22 protein-coding genes and 1 pseudogene are annotated in these 24,751 nt (G+C 71.8%); 16 read left to right on the top strand and 7 right to left on the bottom strand.

All coding sequences use genetic code 11. From position 1 onward, the window contains the following. Positions 1 to 105: 105 nt before the first annotated feature. The 11 genes from IM697_RS13895 (at position 106) to IM697_RS13945 (ending at position 14,107) form a co-directional block, all read left to right on the top strand. On the top strand, positions 106 to 726 hold the full coding sequence (locus IM697_RS13895; protein WP_194047992.1) for a hypothetical protein: 621 nt from the start codon (positions 106 to 108) through the stop codon (positions 724 to 726). Next, complete coding sequence (locus IM697_RS13900) at positions 723 to 1,337, top strand: TetR/AcrR family transcriptional regulator (protein WP_194047993.1); 615 nt, start codon at positions 723 to 725, stop codon at positions 1,335 to 1,337. Before IM697_RS13895 ends, IM697_RS13900 begins: the two co-directional genes overlap by 4 nt. Before the next feature lie 361 nt (positions 1,338 to 1,698). After that, entirely contained in the window at positions 1,699 to 3,936 is a 2,238-nt protein-coding gene (locus IM697_RS13905; protein ID WP_194047994.1) for a molybdopterin oxidoreductase family protein, read from the top strand. 140 nt (positions 3,937 to 4,076) lie between these two features. Beyond that, positions 4,077 to 5,483 (top strand): CitMHS family transporter, encoded by a 1,407-nt coding sequence (locus IM697_RS13910; protein ID WP_194047995.1) that lies wholly within the window; start codon positions 4,077 to 4,079, stop codon positions 5,481 to 5,483. Between the two features lie 48 nt (positions 5,484 to 5,531). Further along, on the top strand, positions 5,532 to 6,770 hold the full coding sequence (locus tag IM697_RS13915) for an MFS transporter (RefSeq protein ID WP_194047996.1): 1,239 nt from the start codon (positions 5,532 to 5,534) through the stop codon (positions 6,768 to 6,770). Positions 6,771 to 6,870: 100 nt separating this feature from the next. Further along, the gene (locus IM697_RS13920) at positions 6,871 to 7,476 is read left to right on the top strand and encodes a hypothetical protein (RefSeq protein WP_194047997.1); all 606 of its coding nucleotides are present in this window, start codon (positions 6,871 to 6,873) and stop codon (positions 7,474 to 7,476) included. Then, positions 7,466 to 8,344: a class F sortase gene (locus IM697_RS13925; RefSeq protein WP_194047998.1), complete on the top strand. Its 879-nt coding sequence runs from the start codon at positions 7,466 to 7,468 to the stop codon at positions 8,342 to 8,344. The genes IM697_RS13920 and IM697_RS13925 overlap by 11 nt, the downstream gene beginning before the upstream one ends. 234 nt (positions 8,345 to 8,578) lie before the next feature. After that, complete coding sequence (locus IM697_RS13930; protein WP_194047999.1) at positions 8,579 to 9,916, top strand: ABC transporter ATP-binding protein; 1,338 nt, start codon at positions 8,579 to 8,581, stop codon at positions 9,914 to 9,916. 262 nt (positions 9,917 to 10,178) lie between these two features. Next, positions 10,179 to 11,567: an aldehyde dehydrogenase family protein gene (locus IM697_RS13935; RefSeq protein WP_194048000.1), complete on the top strand. Its 1,389-nt coding sequence runs from the start codon at positions 10,179 to 10,181 to the stop codon at positions 11,565 to 11,567. 11 nt (positions 11,568 to 11,578) lie between these two features. Then, on the top strand, positions 11,579 to 12,658 hold the full coding sequence (locus tag IM697_RS13940; protein ID WP_194048001.1) for a Zn-dependent alcohol dehydrogenase: 1,080 nt from the start codon (positions 11,579 to 11,581) through the stop codon (positions 12,656 to 12,658). A 126-nt stretch (positions 12,659 to 12,784) separates the two neighbouring features. After that, the gene (locus IM697_RS13945; protein ID WP_194048002.1) at positions 12,785 to 14,107 is read left to right on the top strand and encodes an MFS transporter; all 1,323 of its coding nucleotides are present in this window, start codon (positions 12,785 to 12,787) and stop codon (positions 14,105 to 14,107) included. Here the strand turns inward: IM697_RS13945 and IM697_RS13950 are convergent. The 3 genes from IM697_RS13950 to IM697_RS13960 form a co-directional block, all read right to left on the bottom strand. Beyond that, positions 14,099 to 15,058 carry a DMT family transporter gene (locus tag IM697_RS13950; RefSeq protein WP_228044658.1) on the bottom strand — a complete coding sequence of 320 codons (960 nt, stop codon included), beginning with the start codon at positions 15,056 to 15,058 and terminating at the stop codon, positions 14,099 to 14,101. The two genes, IM697_RS13945 and IM697_RS13950, sit on opposite strands and share 9 nt — an antisense overlap. An 83-nt stretch (positions 15,059 to 15,141) precedes the next feature. Further along, positions 15,142 to 15,852, bottom strand: a complete 711-nt coding sequence (locus IM697_RS13955; protein WP_228044660.1) for an ArsR/SmtB family transcription factor — start codon at positions 15,850 to 15,852, stop codon at positions 15,142 to 15,144. Positions 15,853 to 15,899: 47 nt separating this feature from the next. Then, entirely contained in the window at positions 15,900 to 16,541 is a 642-nt protein-coding gene (locus tag IM697_RS13960; protein WP_194048004.1) for a TetR/AcrR family transcriptional regulator, read from the bottom strand. Positions 16,542 to 16,645: 104 nt separating this feature from the next. Here IM697_RS13960 and IM697_RS13965 point away from each other — a divergent pair, with 104 nt between their 5' ends. The 3 genes from IM697_RS13965 to IM697_RS13975 all read left to right on the top strand — a co-directional run bounded on the left by IM697_RS13965 (position 16,646) and on the right by IM697_RS13975 (position 18,883). Next, positions 16,646 to 17,797 (top strand): acyl-CoA dehydrogenase family protein, encoded by a 1,152-nt coding sequence (locus tag IM697_RS13965; protein ID WP_194048005.1) that lies wholly within the window; start codon positions 16,646 to 16,648, stop codon positions 17,795 to 17,797. Positions 17,798 to 17,857: 60 nt separating this feature from the next. Next, a complete protein-coding gene (locus IM697_RS13970) occupies positions 17,858 to 18,145 on the top strand; it encodes a YiaA/YiaB family inner membrane protein (protein ID WP_194048006.1) in 288 nt (95 codons plus the stop codon). A 114-nt stretch (positions 18,146 to 18,259) separates the two neighbouring features. Continuing rightward, positions 18,260 to 18,883: a TetR/AcrR family transcriptional regulator gene (locus IM697_RS13975; RefSeq protein WP_194048007.1), complete on the top strand. Its 624-nt coding sequence runs from the start codon at positions 18,260 to 18,262 to the stop codon at positions 18,881 to 18,883. 24 nt (positions 18,884 to 18,907) lie between these two features. On the opposite strand, the gene IM697_RS13980 is transcribed toward IM697_RS13975, so the two are convergent. Further along, positions 18,908 to 19,369, bottom strand: a complete 462-nt coding sequence (locus tag IM697_RS13980) for a MaoC family dehydratase (RefSeq protein ID WP_194048008.1) — start codon at positions 19,367 to 19,369, stop codon at positions 18,908 to 18,910. A gap of 121 nt (positions 19,370 to 19,490) precedes the next feature. Between IM697_RS13980 and soxR the strand changes: the two genes are divergently transcribed. After that, positions 19,491 to 19,973, top strand: a complete 483-nt coding sequence (soxR, locus tag IM697_RS13985; protein WP_194048009.1) for a redox-sensitive transcriptional activator SoxR — start codon at positions 19,491 to 19,493, stop codon at positions 19,971 to 19,973. A gap of 15 nt (positions 19,974 to 19,988) precedes the next feature. Here soxR and IM697_RS13990 read toward each other — a convergent pair. The 3 genes and pseudogenes from IM697_RS13990 to IM697_RS14000 form a co-directional block, all read right to left on the bottom strand. After that, positions 19,989 to 20,219 (bottom strand): annotated as a pseudogene (locus IM697_RS13990) (RNA ligase family protein); the annotation flags it as partial. A 29-nt stretch (positions 20,220 to 20,248) separates the two neighbouring features. Next, entirely contained in the window at positions 20,249 to 20,977 is a 729-nt protein-coding gene (locus tag IM697_RS13995) for a 3-keto-5-aminohexanoate cleavage protein (protein ID WP_194048010.1), read from the bottom strand. A 102-nt stretch (positions 20,978 to 21,079) separates the two neighbouring features. Then, positions 21,080 to 21,685 (bottom strand): hypothetical protein, encoded by a 606-nt coding sequence (locus tag IM697_RS14000; protein WP_194048011.1) that lies wholly within the window; start codon positions 21,683 to 21,685, stop codon positions 21,080 to 21,082. A gap of 232 nt (positions 21,686 to 21,917) precedes the next feature. Here IM697_RS14000 and IM697_RS14005 point away from each other — a divergent pair, with 232 nt between their 5' ends. Further along, positions 21,918 to 24,716 carry a penicillin acylase family protein gene (locus IM697_RS14005; protein ID WP_194048012.1) on the top strand — a complete coding sequence of 933 codons (2,799 nt, stop codon included), beginning with the start codon at positions 21,918 to 21,920 and terminating at the stop codon, positions 24,714 to 24,716. The last annotated feature ends 35 nt before the right edge of the window (positions 24,717 to 24,751 follow it).

The raw sequence follows: 24,751 nt of genomic DNA on the forward strand, positions 1-24,751 counted from the left end.
GGCGCAAGGGATCCGCCGGTCCTCCTCTGGGGGTACGACGAGAACCGGACGCCAACCCGACTCAAGGGGGATTCGGCTGTCGGACCGGTGTTCTACTCTCCGGGCATGTCGTGGACGCGGACCCTTCTCGCCGCGCTCGCGGTCTGTGTCCTGCTGCTGACCGGATCCGCGGGCTGCGGCTCCGGCGATGCCCGGGACCCGGGGGAGAACGGCGTCCCGCCCTCCCCGGTGGGCAAGGTCCTCGACGACACCGACGACGACGGGCGGCACTATCGCGAGGTGGGCGAGGACGACGCTCCCGAGGTCGCCATAGAGGTGCAGCCGGACGCGGACGGCGGCGCGCGGGGAGGCTGGGACGTACGGCTGACGGTGCGCGACTTCCGCTTCTCGCCCGCCGGCGCCGAGCCGCGTGCCGTCGCCGGGCGCGGGGTCGCCCGCCTCTTCGTGGACGGCCGCCCCGTCGCCGAACTGCGCACCCCCGACCACCGCCTCCCGGCCGACCTCCTCCCGCGCGGAACCCACCAGGTCACCGTCCGGCTGTACGCGGACGACGGCACGGTGTGGGCGGTGGACGGCGACCCCGTCGAGAGCACCGCCGACGTCACGGCATCGGAGGCGGAGACGACCGCGACGCCGACGGCGTCCCCCGCGGCGCTGAGCGCGTCGAGCACTCGTTTCCGTACTGGGGGTCGATGTTCACCGGACCGAGCCGGAAAGGCATCATGAAGACCGTGCCCCATCCAGCAACGCTACGCCGGGCGCCCGTGCAGCGCCGCAGCGCCGAACGGCTCACCAGGATCCTCGACGCCTGTGCCGACCTCCTCGACGAGGTCGGCTACGACGACCTGAGCACGCGGGCCGTCGCCCAGCGGGCAGGCGTCCCCATCGGCTCCGTCTACCGCTTCTTCGGCAACAAGCGGCAGATGGCCGACGCCCTCGCCCAGCGCAATCTGGAGCGCTACACCGCCCGTGTCACCGAGCGCCTCGAGGAGACCGGCGAGAGCGGCTGGCGGGGGGCGATGGACGCCGTGCTCGAGGAGTACATCGCCATGAAGCGCACCGCGCCCGGCTTCTCCCTCGTCGACTTCGGCAACCAGATCCCGGTCGGCACCCGCGTCGAGCCCAACCATCGCGTCGCCGACCGCCTCACCGACCTGCTCTCCGGCTATCTCGACCGGGAACCGGACGACGATCTGCGCCGCATCTTCCTGGTCGCCGTCGAGACCGCCGACACCCTGGTCCACCTGGCCTTCCGGGTGTCTCCCGAGGGCGACGAGCGGATCCTGGAGGAGGCGCGGGAGATGCTGCGGGCGTATCTGGCGCGGGTGCTGGACTGACGAGGCCGCGCCGCCGACGCCGGATGGACGGACTGCGGGGCCCTGGCGTGAGGACTGTGCGTGCTGGCGGCCTCGGGCGTGCCGGCGGCGCGGGCGGACCCAGGGGCGGCGGTTGCGTGCGGGCCTGACGCCGGGCGCAGGCGGAATCGAGGCGCGTGCCCCACGGTGGCTGCGGGCGGCGCGGCCGTGCCGGCTCGGCAGCCGTGCGCGGTCACAGCGCTCCTGCGCCCCGGTGGCCGCACGGCCGACGGCGCGCGAATTTCCGACCTCACCCCCGGAAGGGACTCCCCGTTGTGCATACCGGTCGGTATGCTCAGCTCGAGTCAGCGCGTCATTGCCGCCGCCACCTCGGGAGGAACCCGTGTCCCGCACCGCACTGCGCATCTGCCCCCTGTGCGAGGCCACCTGCGGCCTGACGCTCACCATCGAGGGGACCAAGGTCACCGGTGCCCGCGGGGACCGCGACGACGTGTTCAGCCAGGGGTTCATCTGCCCCAAGGGCGCCTCCTTCGGTGCCGTCGACGGCGACCCCGACCGGCTGCGCACCCCCCTCGTGCGCGAGGACGGCGAGCTGCGCGAGGCCAGCTGGGAGGAGGCCTTCGACGCGATCGCCGCCGGTGTCCGGCCGGTCGTCGAGCGGTACGGGCCGAACGCGGTGGGCGTCGTGCTGGGCAACCCCAACGTGCACACCGTGGCCGGTGCGCTGTACCCGCCGGTCCTGATCGCCGGCCTGCGCACCCGCAGCGTCTTCACCGCCTCCACGGTCGACCAGATGCCCAAACACGTCTCCAGCGGACTGCTCTACGGTGACGCCCTCGCGATCCCGGTGCCGGACCTCGATCACACCGACCACCTCCTGCTGATCGGCGCCAACCCCCTGGAGTCCAACGGCAGCCTGTGCACCGCCCCCGACTTCCCCGGCAAGCTCAAGGCGCTCAAGGCCCGCGGCGGCACCCTCACCGTCATCGACCCGCGTCGCACCCGCACCGCCAAGCTCGCCGACCGGCATCTCGCGATCCGGCCCGGCACGGACGCCCTGCTCCTCGCGGCGATGGCACACGTCCTCTTCGAGGAGGGCCTCGTGGACCCGGGCGAGCTGACCCCGCATCTCCAGGGGCTCGACGAACTGCCCGACGCGGTACGGGACTTCACCCCCGAAGCCGTCGCCGACGCCTGCGACGTGGCCGCCGCCACCATCCGCACCCTCGCCCGCGAGCTCGCCGCCGCCCCCACCGCCGCCGTCTACGGCCGCATCGGGAGCTGCACCGTCCCGCACGGCACGCTCGCCAGCTGGCTCGTCGACGTCCTCAACATCCTCACCGGCAACCTCGACCGCCCCGGCGGCGCCCTCTTCCCGCAGGCCGCCACCGACAAGACGCCCCGCCCCGCCGGGCCCGGCCACGGCTTCGCGCTCGGGCGCTGGCGCTCGCGGGTGAGCGAACACCCCGAGGCCAAGGGCGAGTTGCCGCTCTCCGCGCTCGCCGAGGAGATCGACACCGCGACCGAGGAGGGCGAGCCGATCCGGGCGCTCATCGCGGTCGCCGCCAACCCCGTGCTGTCGGCGCCCGACGGCGACCGGCTCGACAAGGCCCTCGGCTCGCTCGACTTCATGGTCAGCGTCGACCCGTACCTCAACGAGACCTCGCGCCACGCCCACGTCGTGCTGCCGCCGCCCCCGCCCTCGCAGAGCCCGCACCACGACTTCGCCTTCAACACCCTCGCCGTGCGCAACCAGGTCCGCTACACCCGCCCCGCCGTCCCGCTGGAGCCGGGCCGCATGGCCGAGTCCGAGATCCTGGCCCGGCTGATCCTGGCCGCCACCGGCATGCACGGCGCCGACCCGTCCGCGGTCGACGACCTGGTCATCGGCCAGACGCTCGGCAAGGCCGTCATGGAGCCGCACTCTCCCGTCCACGGGCGCGACCCCCAGGAACTCGCGGCCCGGCTCACCGGCGACAGCGGCCCCGAGCGCCGGCTCGACATGATGCTGCGCCTGGGCCCCTACGGCGACGGCTTCGGCGTACGACCGGACGGGCTGACCCTCGAGAAGCTGCTCGCGCATCCGCACGGCATCGACCTCGGGCCGCTGAGGTCCCGGCTGCCCCAGCCGCTGAAGACCGTCAGCGGCAGGGTCGAGCTGCTGCCGCGGCCCATCGCCGACGATCTGCCCCGGCTGCGGGAGGCCCTGAGGCGCCGCCCCGACGGTCTGGTCCTCGTCGGCCGCCGCCATCTGCGCTCCAACAACAGCTGGATGCACAACGTGCCCGCCCTCACCGGCGGCACCAACCGCTGCACCCTGCACATCCACCCCGAGGACGCCGAGCGGCTCGGCGTCAGCGACGGGGCGCCCGTGCGGGTCAAGGGCGCGGGGGGAGAGGTCACCGCCCCCGCGGAGGTCACCGACGCGGTGCGTCCGGGCGTCGTCAGCCTGCCGCACGGCTGGGGGCACGACCGGCCCGGCACCCGGCTGAGCCACGCCTCCCGCGCCCCCGGAGTCAACGTCAACCAGCTCCTCGACGGCACCCTGCTCGACCCGCTGTCGGGCAACGCGGTCCTCAACGGCGTACCGGTGAAACTGGTCATCGGATCAGCGCTGTGAGCAGTGCAAAGCTGTGACCAGCAGTTTTGCGCTTATTGCTCGCACGTCAACGTCTTGTTAACGCCGTTTGACGGGACCTAACGTCAACGCACCGCCGGCCCTGGTGGGGTCGTTCAAGGGCGAACGTTAGGTATCCACTCATGCTGACCATCCTTGGCTTCGCCATGATCGCGACCTTCCTGGTCCTGATCATGATGAAGAAGATGTCGCCGATCGCGGCGCTCGTGCTGATTCCGGCACTGTTCTGCGTGTTCGTCGGAAAGGGCGCCAAGCTCGGCGACTACGTCATCGACGGCGTCACCAGCCTCGCCCCCACCGCGGCGATGCTCATGTTCGCGATCGTCTACTTCGGAGTGATGATCGACGTCGGCCTCTTCGACCCGATCGTCCGAGGCATCCTGAAGTTCTGCAAGGCCGACCCGATGCGGATCGTCGTCGGCACGGCGATCCTCGCCGCGATCGTCTCCCTCGACGGCGACGGCTCCACCACCTTCATGATCACCGTCTCGGCGATGTACCCGCTGTACAAGCGCCTGAAGATGAGCCTGGTCGTGATGACCGGTGTCGCCGCCATGGCCAACGGCGTGATGAACACCCTGCCGTGGGGCGGCCCGACCGCCCGTGCCGCCACCGCGCTCAAGCTCGACGCCAGCGACATCTTCGTCCCGATGATCCCGGCTCTGCTCGTCGGCCTGCTGGGCGTCTTCGTCCTGTCGTACTTCCTCGGTCTGCGCGAGCGCAGGCGCCTGGGTGTGCTCACGCTGGACGAGGCCCTGGTGGAGGAGAAGGAGACCGAGACGGTCCTGGTGGGCGCCGGTTCCGGCGACGGCGACTCCGGCAAGCGCAAGGCCACCGGCGGCGCCGGCTCCGGTACCGACGCCGAGGACGAGGAGGAGGACGAGCGCTTCCAGGCCCTCGACCCGAACCGGCCCACCCTGCGCCCCAAGCTCTACTGGTTCAACGCGCTGCTCACGGTCGCCCTGCTCACCGCCATGATCATGGAGTGGCTGCCGATCCCGGTGCTGTTCCTGCTCGGCGCCGCGCTCGCGCTCACCGTGAACTTCCCGCACATCCCCGACCAGAAGGCCCGCCTCGCCGCCCACGCCGACAACGTCCTGAACGTCTCCGGCATGGTCTTCGCCGCCGCCGTCTTCACCGGCGTCCTCCAGGGCACCGGCATGGTCGACCACATGGCCAGGTGGATGGTGGACGTCATCCCCGAGGCCATGGGCCCGCACATGGCCCTGGTCACCGGTCTGCTGAGCCTTCCGCTCACCTACTTCATGTCCAACGACGGCTTCTACTTCGGCGTCCTGCCGGTCCTCGCCGAGGCGGGCGCGGCGCACGGCGTCACCCCGCTGGAGATGGCCCGCGCCTCCCTGGTCGGCCAGCCGCTGCACATGTCGAGCCCGCTCGTCCCGGCCGTGTACGTCCTGGTCGGCATGGCCAAGGTGGAGTTCGGCGACCACACCAGGTTCGTGGTGAAGTGGGCCGCGCTCACCTGTCTGGTGATCCTCGCCGCGGGCATCCTCTTCGGCATCATCTGAGGCAGCGGAATCGTCCGCGCCACAAGCACCGTTCAGGAGGACTCGTCCATGGCGCCCGCTGGGAACCGCGGCTGGCTGCTCCGCCTCGTCATCGCCTTCAGCTTCGCGCAGGGGGCGGTGTCGATGGCGCGGCCCGCCGTGTCCTACCGGGCCCTCGCGCTGGGCGCCGACGAGCGGGCGATCGGCGTGATCGCCGGGGTCTACGCCCTGCTTCCGCTGTTCGTCGCCGTCCCGCTCGGCCGCCGCACCGACCACGGCCGCTGTGCTCCGCTGCTGCCGGTCGGCGTCGTCCTCATCTCCGGCGGTTGCGCGCTGAGCGGCCTCGCGAACTCCCTGTGGGCGATGGCCGTCTGGAGCGGGGTGATGGGCCTGGGCCACCTCTGCTTCGTCATCGGCGCCCAGTCGCTGGTCGCCCGCCAGTCCGCCCCGCACGAACAGGACCGCAACTTCGGCCACTTCACCATCGGCGCCTCCCTCGGCCAGCTCGTCGGCCCGATCGCGGCGGGCGGCCTGATCGGCGGCCGGGACATGGCGGGCAGCAGCGCACTGGCCCTGCTGGTGGCCGGCGCGGGCGGCGCGGCGGCGCTCACCTCGCTGTGGCGCATAGAGAGCCGTACGACGGCCAGGTCCCGTCAAGAGCGGGGCGCACGCGTCCCCGTCCAGCGCATACTGCGCACCCGCGGCGTGCCCGCCGGCATCTTCATCAGCCTCGCGGTGCTGTCCGCGACCGACATCCTCACCGCCTATCTCCCGGTGGTCGGCGAACACCGCGGCATCGCGCCGACCGTGATCGGCCTCCTGCTGAGCCTGCGCGCCGCGGCCACCATCGCGTGCCGCCTGGTCCTGACGCCCCTGCTGCGGCTGCTCGGCCGCACCCTGCTGCTGACGGTGACCTGTCTGCTGGCCGCCCTGCTGTGCGCGGGCATCGCGCTGCAGGTGCCGGTGTGGGCGCTCGCCGTGATGCTGGCGGCGCTCGGGTTCTGCCTCGGCGTCGGCCAGCCGCTGTCCATGACGACGGTCGTCCAGGCGGCCCCCGACGGCGCCCGCTCCACCGCCCTCGCCCTGCGGCTGACCGGCAACCGGCTCGGCCAGGTCGCCGCGCCGGCGTCGGCGGGCCTGGTCGCGGGCCTCGCGGGGGTGGCCGCGCCGTTCGTGATGCTGGGCGCGCTGTTGCTGCTGTCGGCGGGCACGGCGCTGCGGGCGCCGAAGGGCCCGGCGGGGGAGCCGGGCCAGACCGGTGCGCCACGCGGGGGCAGGGCGATCTTGCGGCGAAAGAGTGGTATCTGATGGGCCATTGGGCGCTGCGCCCACGATTCGGCGGGCGCATGTGAAAGAGAGTCAGACGAAGAGCGATTTGTACGAAAATCGTCTGACTCGGAGGATTCGCATGCCCACCACGCCTCTTCCACGCCGCGCCGCGCGCCTCGCCGCCGTCGCGGCGCTCACCGCCGCGCTGACTCCGATCTCCGGAACGCCGACGGCGGGAGCCGCGCCGATGGCCCCCGGCGACAACGGCACCCTCAAGGTCCACACGGCACCGTGGGACGGGGTCGCGCGCACGCCGTACGGGGACGCGATCGACGAGCCGAGGGTCTGCCGGTTCTACCTCGACGCGGCCAACTTCGAGACCGTCACGGCCGTCACCTGGAACATCGCGACCCAGCCCCCGGTGCCGGGCGGAGCCACGCTGCGCGGGACCCTCAACCTCGCGGGCGGCGTCGGCCACACCGAGGACCTGAACCTGCCGGACGGCCAGTACCGGCTGACGTGGACGTTCCCGGGCATGACGGGCGCCGAGCGGCAGAAGGACTTCACGGTCGACTGCCGGGCCTCGATGTCGACGCCCACCCCGCAGGGCGGTCCGCCGGCCGGTGGCGGTGGCATCGCCCGTGGTGAGGCCTTCACCACGGTCGCCGGCGCGGGCGTCGTGGGTCTGGCCGCGGTGGGCGGGGTGATGTGGTTCCGGCTCCGTCGCCGGTCGCATGGCGCGTAGAAGGCGGCGCAGGCCCTGGTACCGCAGGCGCGCCTACCGCCTGGCGAGGACGGCCGTACTGGCCGTCTCGCTGGTGGTGGTCGGCGTCCGGTGCAACCACGCGGCGCCCGGAGCCGGTACGGCCGCTCCGGGCTCCGCGGAGGCCTCCGAGGTCCGAGCCGCCGGCACCGGATCCGGTGCCGGCGGGGCGGGCGCCGACTCCCGCCCCGGCACGGGCGCACCGCCGGCCGACGCGCCCGAGACGACCCCCGCACCCCCCGCGACTCCCGGCGGCACGGCCGGGACCACCGCCCCGGCGAGCACCCCCGCCCCACCCTCACCGTCCCCGTCGCCCCAACCCGCCCGCACCGGCAAGGCCGCCAAGCGCCCCGGCGGCCCCCGCCCGCTGCCCCGCTCCCGGGCGACCCGCCTCGTCGTCCCCTACGTCAGCATCGACGCCCCGGTGACCGACCTGCGCCTCGACAGCGAGCGGCGCCTGCCCGCGCCCCCGGAGGACGAGCCCAACCTGGTCGGCTGGTTCGCGGACGGGCCCTCTCCCGGTGAGCCGGGCACGGCCATCGCCGTGGGGCACCTCGACACCGACACCGGCCCCGCCGTCTTCGGCGGCCTCGGCGAACTCAAGCGCGGCAAGCGCATCGAGGTCCGGCGCGCCGACGGACGGACCGCCGTCTACTCGGTCGACGCCATCAAGACGTACGAGAAGGACAAGTTCCCCAACCGCGAGGTGTACGGCGCCCGGTCCCGTCCGGAGCTGCGGCTGATCACCTGTGGCGGCAACTACAACCGCAAGACCGGCTACACGGGCAACGTCGTCGTCTACGCCCATCTCACCGCGACCCGTGAGCCGAAGGGCGCCGGCCGTCGCTGAATCCGGCCGTCCGTTTGTCCGCCTCATGGACACCGGTGCCCGATTCGGCCCGATCCCTTCCCTCGGCCGCACACATTCCGTTAACTTCCGTGACTCACACGCCCCGTGCGACCCGCGCGAGGCGTTCGACCGCGGAGCACCGGGATCCGTCCGGCGGACGCGCGTGCCGGACCCTGCGTACCCGGCATGCCGGACGGGCCACGGCGCCTGAATGACCCCCCGGGGGCATCCGTCATGACACGCGCCATCTCCCTGCACGACGTGAGCAAGTCCTACACCCGAGGAACCCGTGTCGTGGACCGGCTCTCGCTGGACATCGAGCCCGGCGAGTTCCTCGTCCTCCTCGGGCCCTCCGGCTGCGGCAAGTCCACCGTGCTCAGAATGATCGCCGGCCTGGAGGAGATCGACGAGGGCGAACTGCTGCTGGACGGCGAGTACGCCAACGACCTGATGCCCGCCGACCGGCGCATCGCGATGGTCTTCCAGAACTTCGCCCTCTACCCGAACATGACCAGCCGCGACAACATCGGCTTCCCGCTGCGCATCGAGGCACCCGGCGAGGACCCGCGCCCGCGCGTGGACACCACCGCCCGCATGCTGGGCATCGAGGACCTCCTCGACCGATTCCCCGCCCAGCTCTCCGGCGGCGAACGCCAGCGCGTCGCCATGGGCCGGGCCATCGCCCGCCACCCCACCGCGTTCCTGATGGACGAGCCGCTGTCCAACCTCGACGCCAAGCTCCGGGGCCACCTGCGCGCCGAGATCTCCGCCCTCACCCGCGAACTGGGCGTCACCACGGTCTACGTCACCCATGACCAGGCCGAGGCGATGTCCCTCGGCGACCGGGTGGCCGTCCTGCGCGGCGGCGTCCTCCAGCAGGTCGGCGCGCCCCGCACGGTCTACGCGCTGCCCGCCAACGTCTTCGTCGCCGCCTTCATCGGGATCCCGCGCATCAACCTGCTGCGCGGTCTCGTACGCGCCCCGCTCGACGGCGCGATGACCATCAGCCTCGGCAAGCAGTACCTCCGGCTGCCCGAACCCCTGTGCCTGGACCACCAGTTGCTGCGGGTGCAGCAGGGGCGCGAGGTCATCGTGGGCCTGCGCTCGGAGGCGGTCCGCATCGCCGAGCCCGCCGCCGCCCGGCCCGGCGAGGTGCACATCACCGGCCTGGTCGAGCATGTGGAGTTCCAGGGCCACGAGGTCCTCGTCCACTTCAACACCGGCTCCCGGCCCGCCGTCGTACCCGACCTGGAGGCCCCGCGCCCCGTCCCGCCGGTGCGGCGCCGCCGCCGTGACCCCGGCACGGTCCTCGACCGGCTCCGCACCCGCGCGGGCACCCTGCGCGCCGGGCCGGTGGTGACGCTGGAGCACCCGGCCGACCCCGACCCCGACCCGGCACCGCCCGACGGCCGCCTCCCCGGCGACCTCATCGTCCGCACCACGCCCGACATCGACCTCCGGCACGGCATGCAGGTCCCCCTGCTCGTCGACATCGCCCACCTGTACGTCTTCGACCAGCACGGGGAACGCATCTGCCCGGCGCCGGACCGGCTGCCGGATCTGGAGGAGTGACGGACGCTTCGCCGGGAGTGCCGCGATGGGCTGTCGAGCGTCTGCGGGTTCGTCGTGGCTGGTCGCGCCCACGCGGCGGAGCCGCAGATCGATACAGTCCCGCGCCCCTGAGGCGCTGCCGAACCGTCGGCCAGGACATGAGGGCGGACGACCGGGTATGGGGCGGCGTCTGATGTCATGGGGGTGGCGTCTGGTGCGCAAAAACTATCGCCGCTAGTTTGTGTGTCGGACGACGAGACGGCCCCGCCCCGGAGGAAGCGTGATGAAGGCACACGACGGCATGTACATCGACGGCGCCTGGCGCCCCGCCGCGGGCCGGGATGTGATCGAGGTGGTGAACCCGGCCGACGAGCAGGTCATCGGCCGCGTCCCGGCCGGCACCGCGGCCGACGTCGACACCGCCGTACGCGCCGCCCGCACCGCCCTCCCGGGCTGGGCCGCGACCCCGCCCGCCGACCGGGCCGCGCGGCTGGCCGCCCTCCGGGACGTGCTGGTGGCCCGCAAGGACGAGATCGCCGAGACGGTCACCGCCGAGCTCGGCTCGCCGCTGAAGTTCTCCGAGGGGGTGCACGCGGGCGTGCCGATCGCGGTCTCGGGCTCGTACGCCGAACTGGCGGCGACCTGCTCCTTCGAGGAGAAGGCCGGCAACTCCACCGTGTACCTCGAGCCCATCGGCGTGGTCGGCGCGATCACGCCCTGGAACTACCCGCTCCACCAGATCGTCGCCAAGGTCGCCCCGGCGCTCGCGGCCGGCTGCACGGTCGTACTGAAGCCCGCCGAGGACACCCCGCTGGTCGCCCAGCTCTTCGCCGAGGCGGTCCACGAGGCCGGCCTCCCCGCGGGCGTCTTCAACCTGGTCACCGGCCGCGGACCGGTCGCGGGCCAGGCGCTCGCCGAGCACCCGGGCGTCGACCTGGTCTCCTTCACCGGCTCCACGGCCGTCGGCCGGCAGATCGGCGCGGTGGCCGGCGCGGCCGTCAAGAAGGTCGCCCTGGAGCTGGGTGGCAAGTCCGCCAACGTCATCCTGCCGAGCGCCGACCTGGCCAAGGCGGTCAACGTCGGCGTCGCCAACGTCATGTCCAACTCGGGCCAGACGTGCAGCGCCTGGACGCGGATGCTGGTCCACCGCGACCAGTACGACGAGGCCGTGGAGCTGGCGGCGGCCGCCGCCGCGAAGTACGGCGAGCGCATCGGACCGGTGGTCAGCGCCAAGCAGCAGGCGCGGGTGCTCGGCTACATCGAGAAGGGCGTCGCCGAGGGCGCCCGGCTGGTCGCGGGCGGCACCGAACCGCCGCGCGAGCGGGGCTACTTCGTCAGCCCGACCGTCTTCGCCGACGTGACCCCCGAGATGACCATCGCGCAGGAGGAGATCTTCGGGCCGGTCCTGTCGATCCTGAAGTACGAGGACGAGGAGGACGCCCTGCGCATCGCCAACGGCACCGTCTACGGCCTCGCGGGCGCGGTCTGGGCGGGCGACGAGGCGGAGGCGGTGGCCTTCGCGCGCCGTATGGACACCGGGCAGGTCGACATCAACGGCGGCCGCTTCAACCCGCTGGCCCCCTTCGGCGGCTACAAGCAGTCGGGCGTCGGTCGTGAGCTCGGCTCGCACGGCCTGACCGAGTACCTCCAGACCAAGTCCCTCCAGTTCTGAGGAGCCCGCACGTGGTTCGCGCTGCTGTCCTGACCGCCGTGGGCGCCCCGCTGGAGGTCACCGACGTCGAACTCCCCGACCCCGGCCCCGGCCAGGTCCGCGTCCGCCTCGCCGCCGCCGGCGTCTGCCATTCCGATCTGTCCCTGTCCGACGGCACCATGCGCGTCCCCGTCCCCGCGGTCCTGGGGCACGAGGGGGCGGGCACGGTGGTGGCCGTGGGGGAGGGGGTCGGCCAGGTCGCGCCGGGCGACGGCGTCGTCCTCAACTGGGCGCCGTCGTGCGGCAGTTGCCATGCCTGCGGACTCGGCGAGGTCTGGCTGTGCGCCAACGCCCTGAACGGCGCCGCCGACGTCTACGCCCGCACCGCGGCGGGCACCGACCTGCACCCCGGCCTGAACGTCGCCGCGTTCGCCGAGGAGACGGTCGTCCCGGCGTCCTGTGTGCTGCCGCTCCCGGACGGCGTCCCGCTCACCGACGCCGCCCTGCTGGGCTGCGCCGTCCTCACCGGCTACGGCGCCGTGCACCACTCGGCGCGGGTCCGCGCGGGGGAGACGGTCGCGGTGTTCGGCGTCGGCGGCGTCGGTCTGGCCGCCCTGCAGTCGGCCCGGATCGCGGGCGCGGCGAAGATCGTCGCCGTCGACGTCTCCCCGGAGAAGGAGGAGCTGGCACGGGCGGCCGGCGCCACCGACTATGTGATCGCCTCCGACAACACCGCCCGCGAGATCCGCGGCCTGACCGGCAGGCAGGGCGTGGACGTGGCCGTCGAGTGCGTGGGCCGCGCGACGACGATCCGCACGGCCTGGGACTCCACCCGGCGCGGCGGACGCACCACGGTCGTCGGCATCGGCGGCAAGGACCAGCAGGTCACCTTCAACGCCCTGGAGATCTTCCACTGGGGCCGTACCCTCGCCGGCTGCGTCTACGGCAACACCGACCCGGCGCGGGACGTGCCGGTCCTCGCCGAGCACGTACGGGCGGGCCGCCTGGACCTGGGCGCACTGGTGACGGAACGGATCGCGCTGGAGGGGATTCCGGCGGCGTTCGAGAACATGCTCGCGGGGAAGGGCGGCAGGGCACTGGTGGTGTTCTGAGGTTCTGGTGTCGCCCGGGGCGCTCGGATGCCCCGGGCAATCTTCCCGTACAACCGTTGACGACATACCGTCCGGTCAGTACGTTCGCCGCCAACGTCCCCACCGCACCCATCGGAGTGTGCACGCATGGACATGGCCCCCTCCGCTCACCCCGTCGCCACCACCGCCGCCCCCGCGGTCAACCGGCGTCGCGTAGCCACAGCGGCAGCGCTCGCGTCAGCCGTCGAGTGGTACGACTACTTCGTCTTCGGCATCGCCGCCGCCCTCGTTCTCGGCGACCTGTACTTCCCGGCGGGCAGCCCCACCGCCGGAGTGCTGGCCTCCTTCGCCACCTTCGCGGTCGGCTTCCTCGCCCGCCCCCTCGGCGGCATCGTCGCCGGTCAACTCGGTGACAAGCGGGGCCGCAAGCCGATGCTGGTCCTCGCCCTCACCCTCATGGGCCTGGCCACCACCGGCATCGGCCTGCTCCCGACGTACGAGACGATCGGCGTCGCCGCCCCGATCCTGCTGGTCACCTTCCGGGTGCTGCAGGGCATCGCCGTCGGAGCCCAGTGGGGCGGCGCGATGCTGATGGCCACCGAGTACGCCCCGGAGGGCAAGCGCGGCATCTACGGCAGCTTCGTGCAACTCGGCGTCCCCATCGGCGTGGTGACCGCCAACACCGTGTTCCTGCTGGCCGGAGCGTTCACGACCGACGCCGAGTTCGCGGCCTGGGCCTGGCGCGTGCCGTTCCTCGTCGGCCTGTTCGTGCTCGTGCTCGCCTGGTACATCCACACGCGCGTCGAGGAGACCCCCGAATTCCGGGAGGCGGAGAAGAAGCTCGCCGAGAAGGAGAAGTCCGAGCAGTCCTCGCCGCTGCGCACGATCCTGAAGGGCCACCTCGGCACGGTCCTCCTCGCCGGCGGCTCCTTCGCCGTGAACACCGCGACCTTCTACATCATCATCACCGGCGTGCTCGACTACACGACCCGCGAACTCGGCATGAAGAAGAGCGCCGTCCTCACGGTCTCGCTGTGCATCAGCCTCACCCAGCTGGTGCTGATCCCGGCCGCCGCGGCGCTGTCCGACAAGATCGGCCGCATCCGCATCTACGCCATCGGCGCGACCGGTATCGGCCTGTGGGCCGTACCGCTGTTCCTGCTGATCGACACCGGCTCGCTGCTGTGGCTGGCGGTCGGCACCTTCGTCGCGAGCTGCTTCCTCAGCATCATGTACGGCCCCCAGGCGGCCCTGTTCGCCGAGCTGTTCACGCCCGAGATGCGCTACACGGGCGCCTCCCTCGGCTACCAGATCGCGGCCGTGCTCGGCGGCGGCCTCGCGCCGTTCATCATGGTGCTGCTGCTGGAGGCCGCCGGCACCTCGATGGCGGTTTCGGGCTACATCATCGTCCTCGCGGTCGTCGCCCTGCTGTCCATCAAGGTCCTGGCGGACCGGGCGCGTTCACGCTGACTCGCGGGTCTGCTCGGGTCGCGGCGCGCTCGCCACGACCCGGGCGGACCCCGTCCGGGACCGCGACACGGCGACCCCGGCCAGACACAGCGCCCCGCCCGCCAGCGTGAGCAGTCCCGGCACCTCGCCCAGCGCCAGCCACGACATCAGCACGACCAGCGCGGGCACCGCGTACGTCGTCGCGCCCATGCGGCTGGCGGTCGTACGGGCCAGGGCGTAGGCCCACGTCGTGAAGGCGAGCGCCAGCGAGAAGACGCCCAGGTAGACCATGTTGAGGGTGGCGGACAGGGAGGCCTCGGCCACATCGCCGATCAGCTGCCCGGCGAAGGGCAGGCACAGGACCGCGCCGACGAGGCACCCGTACGTCGTCACCTGCAGCGCGCTCGCGTGGCCGAGGGCCGGCTTCTGCGCCACGACGCCGCCCGCGTACCCGACCGCGGCGAGCAGGCACAGCACCACCCCGAGCACCGAGGACCCGCCCTCGCCCGACATCGACAGACCCACGGTCACCGCACCGGCGAACGACACCGCCATCCCCGCCAGCAGCCGCGGCGGCATCGGGTCACCGAGCAGCCGGGCGCCCAGCAGCGCGATCAGGATGGGCCCGATGTTCACGACGAGCGCCGCCGTACCGGCGTCCACCTGCTGCTCGCCCCAGTTCAGCACGACGCTGTAGAAGCCGAACCACAGCAGACCCGATATCGCGATGCCCGGCCAGGCCGCGCGGGGCGGCGGTCCCTCCCGCCGGACCAGGCAGATGCCGCCCAGCACCAGGGAGCCGACGAGCAGGCGCCCCAGCGCGAGCGCGCCCGGCGAGTACTGCGCACCCGCGCTGCGGATCGAGACGAAGGCGGAGGCCCAGAGGACGACGGTGACGGTGGCGGCTGCGGCGGCGAGCAGTTCGGTGCGGCGGGTGGAGGGGGTGTGCGGGGAGTGCGGGGAGTGCATCATGCTCCAGAGGCTAGGGAGGCAGGGGTTCGGAAGCTCGCGGATTTCGGACGGGTCGTTGGCCGTCTGCGGGTGTGTGAGGGCGCTCAGCGCAGGGCTGCCTCATCGATGCCCAACAGCTCGGACAGGGCCCGCTCCCCCGACGGAGTCACCTTCACCGCCCGCTCCGACCCGATCCGTACACACCACCCCGCGTCCAGCGCATGCCGGCACAGGGCCGCCCCCGCGACCCCGGCCAGATGGGGGCGGCGTTCCGTCCAGTCGAGGCAGGCGCGGGCCAGCGGACGGCGGCCGTCCCGGTCGAGGGAGATACCGGCGGTGTCGAACCAGCCGAGCCCCGCATCCGTCAGGGCGAACCCGGTGTCCTGCCGCAGCAGCCCGCGCGAGGTCAGTGCGTCGGTGACCGCGATGCCGAGCCGCCCGGCGAGGTGGTCGTAGCAGGTGCGCCCCCGTGCCATGGCGGACCCCGCACTGGACTCCCGCAGACTCCGGGGCCGTCGTACCGTCCCCGGAGACACCTGCGCGACCAGGTCCTCCACCAACTGGGCCACCCGCGCGTCGGCCAGCCGCACATACCGGTGCCGCCCCTGCCGCTCCTCGGCGAGCAGGCCGCCCGCGACGAGCTTGCCCAGATGCTCGCTGAGCGTCGACGCCGCGACCCCGGCATGCCGCGCCAGCTCACCGGCGGTCCAGGCCCGTCCGTCGAGCAGCGCCAGCAGACAGGCGGCCCGGGTCTCGTCGGCGATCAGCGCGGCGAGCCGGGCCAGCCGAGGTGCCTGTGGATCCCTGGTGGTCATGCGCCCCAGCATGCGGCACGGACACTTCGGCGGCCGCCGAAACGTGGCTAGCCGGCCCGCCCGACCTGCTCGTACTGCCGGGCCAGCCCGTCCAGCAGTGCCGCGAGGCCCGTCTCGAAGGCCCGCTCGTCGATCTTCTCCTGCTGGTCGGCGAGGAGGTGGGCCTGGCCGAGGTGCGGGTAGTCGGCGGGGTCGTAGGCGCTCGCGTCGTCCACGAAGCCGCCGGCGAAGGAGCCGAGTGCCGAGCCCATGATGAAGTACCGCATCAGGGCACCGATGGAGGTGGCCTGGGCCGCCGGCCAGCCCGCCTCGACCATCGCGCCGTAGACGGCGTCGGCGAGCCGCAGCGCGGCTGGGCGACGGCCGGGGCCGCGGGCGAGCACGGGGACGATGTTGGGGTGGTCGCGCAGGGCCGCCCGGTACGAGACGGCCCAGTCGTGCAGCGCGGTCCGCCAGTCCCGGACGTCCTCGAACATCGACAGGTCGACCTGCGCGCTCACCGAGTCGGCGACCGCCTCCAGGATCTCGTCCTTCGTGCGGAAGTGGTTGTAGAGGGACGGCCCGCTCACCCCCAGCTCGGCGGCGAGCCGGCGGGTGGAGACGGCCGACAGGCCCTCCGCGTCCACGAGTTGGCGAGCCGTCTCGACGATCCGGTCGTAGCTGAGAAGGGGCTTGCGCGGTCGGGCCATGGCGCACATAGTAGGGCTGCCAAGTGGAAACTAGCAGTGCTAATTTAAATGTACGGCTTTCAATGGACGGCCGTCCGCGTCCACCGACTGTGGGGTGACTCCGCATGAACCTGGAGCTCAGCGAGGAGCAGACCGCCGTCCGCCGGCTCGCCCGGGACTTCGTGGAGCGCGAGATCGCCCCGAACGTCGTCGAGTGGGACCGTGCGGAGGACGTGGACCGTTCGATCGTCAAGAAGCTCGGCGAGGTCGGCTTCCTGGGCCTGACCATCGACGAGGAGTACGGCGGCTCGGGCGGCGACCACCTCGCGTACTGCCTGGTCACGGAGGAGCTGGGACGCGGTGACTCCTCGGTGCGCGGCATCGTGTCGGTCTCCCTCGGCCTGGTCGCCAAGACCATCGCCGCACGGGGGAGCGAGGAGCAGAAGAGGCGCTGGCTGCCCGGGCTCACCTCCGGCGAGCTGGTCGGCTGCTTCGGCCTCACCGAGCCGGGCACCGGCTCCGACGCCGGCCACCTCACCACGCGGGCGGTGCGCGAAGGCGACGCGTACGTCATCAACGGCACCAAGATGTTCATCACGAACGGCACCTGGGCCGACGTCGTCCTGCTCTTCGCCCGCTCCACCGACGCGCCCGGCCACAAGGGCGTCTCCGCCTTCCTGGTCCCCACCGACACCCCCGGCCTGACCCGGCGCACCATCCACGGCAAGCTCGGCCTGCGCGGCCAGGCCACCGCCGAGCTGGTCCTGGAGGATGTACGGGTGCCCGCGACGGCCATGCTGGGCGAGGAGGGCAAGGGCTTCTCGGTCGCGATGTCGGCCCTGGCCAAGGGGCGGATGTCGGTCGCCGCGGGCTGTGTCGGCATAGCCCAGGCCGCGCTGGACGCGGCCGTCCGTTATGCCGGTGAGCGCGAGCAGTTCGGCAAGCCGATCGCGGGGCACCAGCTCGTCCAGGAGCTGATCAGCGACATCGCCGTCGACGTGGACGCGGCCCGGCTGCTGACCTGGCGGGTCGCCGACCTGATCGACCGCGGGCAGCCCTTCGCCGTCGAGTCCTCCAAGGCCAAGCTGTTCGCCTCGGAGGCCGCCGTGCGCGCCGCCAACAACGCTCTCCAGGTCTTCGGCGGCTACGGCTACATCGACGAGTACCCGGCGGGCAAGCTGCTGCGCGACGCCCGGGTGATGACCCTCTACGAGGGCACGAGCCAGATCCAGAAGCTGGTCATCGGGCGGGCGCTGACGGGGGTCTCGGCGTTCTGAGTAGCCGTCTGAGTACTTCAGCGGATGTGTCCGGGGCCACAACGGCCGACCCTGTTCCCCATGAGTGACACACCGGTCAAACAGCAGAGCACGGCGGCCTTCTACGGACAGTCCGTGGCCTCCTTCGCGGTCGCCATGGCCGCCACCGGCATCGGCATCTACCAGCTGAACGCCGACGCCTGGGTGCGCGGATTCCTCGCGATCGCCGTCCTCTACCTGGTGACGTCGGCGTTCACCCTGGCCAAGGTCATCCGGGACCGCCAGGAGGCCGGGCAGATCGTGAGCCGGGTGGACCAGGCCCGGCTGGAGAAGCTGCTCGCGGAGCACGACCCCTTCGAGAAGGTCTGACCCTCCGATTCGAGAAGGCCTGACCCTCCGGATGGCCCCGAACGCCCACGCTAAGCGCCCGCTCAGCTTCAGCGGTATGGTGGTTCCTCTGTCAGCGAGAGGGGCGAGTGAGCGATGAGTGCGGCGGAGGAGACGGCCGGCGGCGAGACGTCGGGGTGGGGTGAGGTCACGCCCGACGCGGCCCGGCGGCTGCTGATCGCCGCCGTGGAGGCCTTCGCCGAGCGCGGCTACCACGCCACGACGACCCGTGACATCGCGGGCCGCGCCGGCATGAGCCCGGCCGCGCTCTACATCCACTACAAGACCAAGGAAGAGCTGCTCCACCGCATCAGCCGGATCGGCCACGAGAAGGCGCTGGAGATCCTGCAGACGGCGGCCCGGCGCGAGGGCACGGCGGCCGAGCGGCTCGCGGACGCCGTCAGCTCCTTCGTCCGGTGGCACGCCGGGGGGCGCACCACCGCGCGGGTCGTGCAGTACGAGCTCGACTCGCTCGGCCCGGACGCCCGTGCCGAGATCCTCGAACTGCGCCGGCAGGTCGACGCCGAGGTGCGCGGGGTCATCGAGGACGGCGTGGCGGCCGGTGAGTTCGACGTGCTGGACGTGAAGGGCACGACCCTCGCCGTGCTGTCGCTCTGCATCGACGTGGCCCGCTGGTTCAACGTCGATGGTCCCTGGACCCCGGACGAGGTCGGCGCGCTGTACGCCGACCTCGTGCTGCGGATGGTCGGCGCGAAGTAGCGCCGGCCGCCCTGCCGAAGGCGGCTACAGGTAGTACCGCGAGACGGACTCGGCGACGCACACGGGCTTGTCCCCGCCCTCGCGCTCCACGGTGAAGGCGACGCTGACCTGGACACCGCCCGTCACGTCCTCGACGGCGGTGATGGCGGCGGTGGCGCGCAGCCGTGAGCCGACAGGCACCGGGGCGGGGAAACGCACCTTGTTCGTCCCGTAGTTGACGCCCATCTTCACGCCCTCGACCTTGATGAGCTGAGGGCCGAAGAGCGGCAGCAGGGAGAGCGTGAGGTACCCGTGGGCGATGGTGGTCCCGAAGGGCCCGGTGGCGGCCTTCTCCGGGTCGACATGGATCCACTGGTGGTCGCCGGTGGCCTCCGCGAACAGATCGATCCGCTTCTGGTCGACCTCCAGCCAGTCGGTGTACCCCAACTGCTCACCCACCGCCGACTTCAGGTCGTCGGCGGAGGTGAAGATCCTCGGCTCTGCCATGTCCCGGCCTCCCACGTCACGTATCCCGGAGAAGTTATCTCTAAGCAACTGCTTAGCATGCTAGGGAGCGGAGCCCGTGTCAACGGACCGGGGCCAGGGCGCGGTAGGTAGGGTTTGAGGGATGCCCCAGATCCCCGAGAAGATCCACGAGCTCACGGTCGGCCAGCTCTCCGCCCGTAGCGGCGCCGCCGTGTCCGCCCTGCACTTCTACGAGTCCAAGGGCCTGATAAGCAGTCGCCGCACGACGGGCAACCAGCGGCGCTACTCCCGCGACATGCTGCGCCGGGTGGCCTTCGTACGGGCCGCCCAGCGCGTCGGCATCCCGCTCGCCACGATCCGCGAGGCGCTGGCCGAACTCCCCGAGGAGCGGACGCCGACACGTGACGACTGGGCCCGCCTCTCCGAGCGGTGGCGCTCGGAGCTGGACGAGCGCATCTCCCAGCTCAACCGGCTGCGGGACCATCTGACCGACTGCATCGGATGCGGATGCCTGTCCCTGAGCAGTTGTGTGCTGTCGAACCCGGACGACGCGTTCGGCGAGCGCGGCACGGGTTCGAGGCTGATGGTCGAGCGGTCGAAACGGGAGCCCGGCGGCCGCTCGTGACGACCGGGTGAGCCGCTACTCGCACTCGGTCCCGCCCTTGCGGGTCAGATACGCCGGACTCACCGCCTTCGCGATCGCCCGACCGCCGACCACGGCGCTGTAGCGCTCCACGGCAGGCCTGATCACCACGCCCTCACGCAGATGCAGCTCCCGCCCGGACACGGTCTCCCGCCCGCTCGCGACCTCCAGCACCCGCTCGATGTCGTATGGCCCGTCGAACAGCCGTGGTACCAGGGGCAGTTCCCCCCGTCGCGATCTTCGCTCAAGCGCCCTGTCTACGACCGCCGCTGGACCGCCCCGTGCTGAACCAGCCCCTCCGTCACCAACTGTGCGTTGGACAGGGCCCGTTCACCGCCCGGCAGGACCAGCGTGTCCTCCAGGCCGATCCGCGTCGCAAGGCCCAGCCGCCCCGCCAGCCGCAGCACCGGCCACGCACCCCCGTCCTCGCCGTGCAGCAGCACCGGGCGGCCGAACGCCGGGCCCAGGTCGGCGAGCAGCGCATGCGCGCTCTCCTCGGCCGTCTCCGGGGCGGTGTCCGTCACCTCCGCCAGCACACGCAGCACCCTCGGCCCCAGTGGCGAGGCGGCGAACCGCGTCGCCCCCTCGGTTCCGGACCAGATGCCCGCCTCCACGGCCACGCCCCGCTCCAGCAGGGCCGCCGCCAGCTCCTCGGCGCCCGGTTCGTGCCAGTTGACCGAGGCGTGGTCCGGTAGCACCGTCCAACTGCGGACACGCGCCAGCGCCGCCTCGGGATCCGGCTCCGCCCACGCGCCCGTCGTCACTCCCACCGGCACCGACACCCTGGCCCGTATCGCCTCCAGGGTCGGCGCGAGCACGCGCGGCGAGAGACTGTCCTGCCCGCAGGGCGTCTTGGGGTGGACATGGATGTCGGTGGCCCCGGCCGCGACGGCCTCGGCCGCGGACTCGGCCAGCGCCTCGGGCGAGAGCGGCACCACCGCACCGTCACCCGCTCCCCGGGGCCCGTTCAGACACACCTGGATCATGTCTCGATGGTGCCAGTCACCACTGACAACGGCCCACGACGGAAGGCCGGCAAGGAGGGACCGGCAAGGGGGGTGCGGCATCCCCGGCGCACCCCCGTCGTACTAGGCGGACACGAGCAGCCGCCGACCGCGCCTGGCCGTGGCCAGGGCCTCCGGTGTGAGAACCGGGCGCGGAACCACGATTCCGCACTCCGTGCAGACCGGGCCCGACGACGGTTCATGGGCCAGGTCGTACTTCCAGATCAGCCGCTCCCCGCCACACACCGGGCACTCCGAGCCCGGTTCGCGCTCCAGCGCTGAGATCAGTCGGCGCAGCACCTCGGCCAGGGGTTCATGCGGGTGGACCCGGGGGTTGTCGCACCAGGCGACTCCGAAACCGCCCCAGGTCAGCCGGTGCCAGTCGTCCACGCTGCCCGGCCTGCGCAGTCCGTCGTGCTTCTCCCTCTTGCGTCGCTCGGCGAACTCGACCTCATAGGCCAGCCAGACCGAACGCGCCTCTTCCAGCTCGTCCAACGCGGCCACGAGCCGCGCAGGATCGGGGGACCGGTCCTCCGGACCGAACCCTGCCCGGGAGCACAAGTGGTCCCAGGTCGCCCTGTGCCCGTATGGGGCGAATCGCTCAAGGCACTTGCGCAGCGAGTAGCGCCGCAGTGCCAGATCGCACCTCGGGTCGCGCACCTGTCTCGCCAGACTCCGGAAACCGGCCATCGCCCTGCACCTCCGTCACACCTGCACCTGTACTTCGGTCACTTCGGCGTCGCCGCACGGACTTCGCACGACGTTGACGAATAGACGTATCGACATGCGATTCGGCTCCATCCGATTTCCGATGACCTTTCACAGCCGGTCCTGACGACTTCAAAAAGTGACGCATGTTCATCTTCAATCCCGGGGATACCGCCGGTAACATCCCGGCTCAGCCTCGTCGGTAGGAGCGGCCATGCCATGGCGTACCCCACGCAACGCCCTCGTCAGACTGAGAACTCCCGGCACGATCCCCGGGTTCCTGAAGACCGCATCGATATGCGCGCTGATTGCCGGTCTTTTGTCGCCTCTTTCCCCAGCCGTCACCGCGACCCAGGCCGCTGCAGCCGAGGTCACGGCATGGAACGACCACTGCGGCAACCAGTGTTCCGAGATCCTGCCGCCGGGCCAGAACGGCAACGCCACCCTCGCCCAGATCCTGCTCAACCAGGCCTTCGGCGCCATGCCCGAGCACGCCTCCGACCAGCTCGGCCCTTACGCGAACCTGGCCACCGGCTACTCCGGCCTCACCAACGCGACGATCAACAACTTCTTCAACGACGCCTCGTTCGGCGTCCCCTCCGATCAGGTCGCCTCCACCGTCAAGCCCGCCGGGCGCGGCGATGTGACGATCGTCCGTGACAAGAAGACGGGTGTGCCGCACATCACCGGTACCACCCGATACGGCACGGAGTTCGGCGCGGGCTATGCCGCCGCCCAGGACCGGCTGTGGCTGATGGACGTCTTCCGGCACGTCGGACGCGGCCGGCTCACCTCCTTCGCGGGCGGCGCGCCCTCCAACCAGGGCCTCGAACAGCAGTTCTGGCGCCACGCGCCGTACACCGAGGCCGATCTCCAGGCCCAGATCGACAACGCCGTCGCCACCAACGGCGAGCGCGGCCGGCTCGCCCTCGACGACGCCAAGGCCTATCTCGACGGCATCAACGCCTATATCGACGCCTCCGACAGCGGCCGCTACTTCCCCGGCGAGTACGTCCTGACCGGCCACAAGGACTCCATCACCAACGCCGGCACGATCGAGCACTTCAAGCTGACCGACCTGGTCGCGCTCGGCTCCGTCATCGGCGCCCTGTTCGGCTCCGGAGGCGGCGGCGAGGTCAACAACGCCATCTCGCTGCTGGCCGCGCAGGAGAAGTACGGCGTGGCGAAGGGCACCGAGGTCTGGGAGTCGTTCCGCGAACGCAACGACCCCGAGGCGGTCGTCACCGTCCACGACAAGAGCTTCCCGTACGCCACCCGCCCCGACGACCCGCAGGGCGAGGCCCTGCCCGACGCCGGCTCGGTGAGCGAGGAACAGCTCGTGTACGACCGTACCGGCAGCGCGGCCGGCGCCGCCGCGACCGGCGCCTCCACCGCGGCCGCCGAGACCGCCATGAGCTCGGCCAAGCGGGGCATGTCCAACGCCCTCGTGGTCGGCGGCGAGCACACCGCCAGCGGCCACCCGGTCGCCGTCTTCGGCCCGCAGACCGGCTACTTCGCGCCCCAGCTCCTGCTGCTCCAGGAGATCCAGGGCCCGGGCATCAGCGCCCGCGGCGCCTCCTTCGCCGGCCTGAGCATGTACGTCGAGCTCGGCCGCGGCCAGGACTACTCGTGGAGCGCCACGACCTCCGGCCAGGACATCATCGACACCTACGCCGTCGAACTGTGCCAGGACGACTACCACTACCTGTACCGCGGCACCTGCACGCCGATGGAGAAGGTCGAGCAGAAGAACGCCTGGAAGCCGACGACGGCCGACAACACCCCCGAGGGCTCGTACACGATGCGGGTCTGGCGCACGAAGTACGGTCCGATCACGCACCGCGCCACCGTCGGCGGCAAGAAGGTCGCCTACACCACCCTGCGCTCCTCCTTCATGCACGAGGCGGACTCGATCATCGGCTTCCAGATGCTGAACGACCCCGACTTCGTCAAGGGCCCGCAGGACTTCCAGAAGGCGGTGCAGCACATCAACTACACCTTCAACTGGTTCTACGCCGACTCCGAGCACACCGCGTACTACAACAGCGGTGACAACCCGGTGCGGGCGAGCGGCGTCGACGCGGAGTTCCCGGTCTGGGCGCGGTCGGCGTACGAGTGGCGGGGCTGGGACCCGGCGACGAACACGGCGGACTACACCCCGCCGTCGGCCCACCCCAACTCCATCGACCAGGACTACTACATCTCCTGGAACAACAAGCAGGCCAAGGACTACACGACCGCTCCCTGGGGCGACGGCTCGGTCCACCGCGGCAACCTGCTGGAGAACCGGGTGAAGAAGCTGGTCGCCGCGGGCGGCGTGACCCGGGCCTCGCTGGTGAAGGCGATGGCCGAGGCGGGCCTCGCCGACCTGCGGGCGGAGGACGTGCTGCCGGACCTGCTGAAGGTCGTCAACAGCTCGCCGGTGACCGACCCCACGGCCGCCGCCGCGGTGAGCAAGCTCCAGACATGGCTGTCGGCGGGCGGCAGGCGCACCGAGACGTCGGCCGGTTCGAAGAAGTACGCCGACGCCGACGCGATCCGCATCCTGGACGCGTGGTGGCCCCTGCTGGTGAAGGCCCAGTTCGAGCCGGGCCTCGGCAGCGAGCTGTACGCCGCCATGACGAACAACCTGCCCATCGACGAGTCCCCGTCGGCCGGGCACGGCCCGACCGGATCGCACGCCGGAAGCTCCTTCCAGTACGGCTGGTGGTCTTACGTCGACAAGGACATCCGGGCCGTGCTCGGTGAGCCGGTGCAGGGTCCGCTGGCCCAGAAGTACTGCGGCGACGGCAGCCTCGGCGCCTGCCGGGACATCCTGATCAGCACCCTGAAGGAGGCCGCCGGCAAGACCGCGGCCCAGGTCTACCCCGGCGACGACCAGTGCTCGGCGGGCGACCAGTGGTGCGCCGACTCGATCGTCCAGCGCACGCTGGGCGGCATCAAGCACGGCAAGATCAGCTGGCAGAACCGTCCGACGTATCAGCAGGTCGTGGAGTTCACCTCACACAGGTGACGTGGAGTTCACCTCACACAGGCGCTGGTGAGCGG

Origin of the sequence: Streptomyces ferrugineus, assembly GCF_015160855.1 — a bacterium.
Classification (GTDB): domain Bacteria; phylum Actinomycetota; class Actinomycetes; order Streptomycetales; family Streptomycetaceae; genus Streptomyces; species Streptomyces ferrugineus.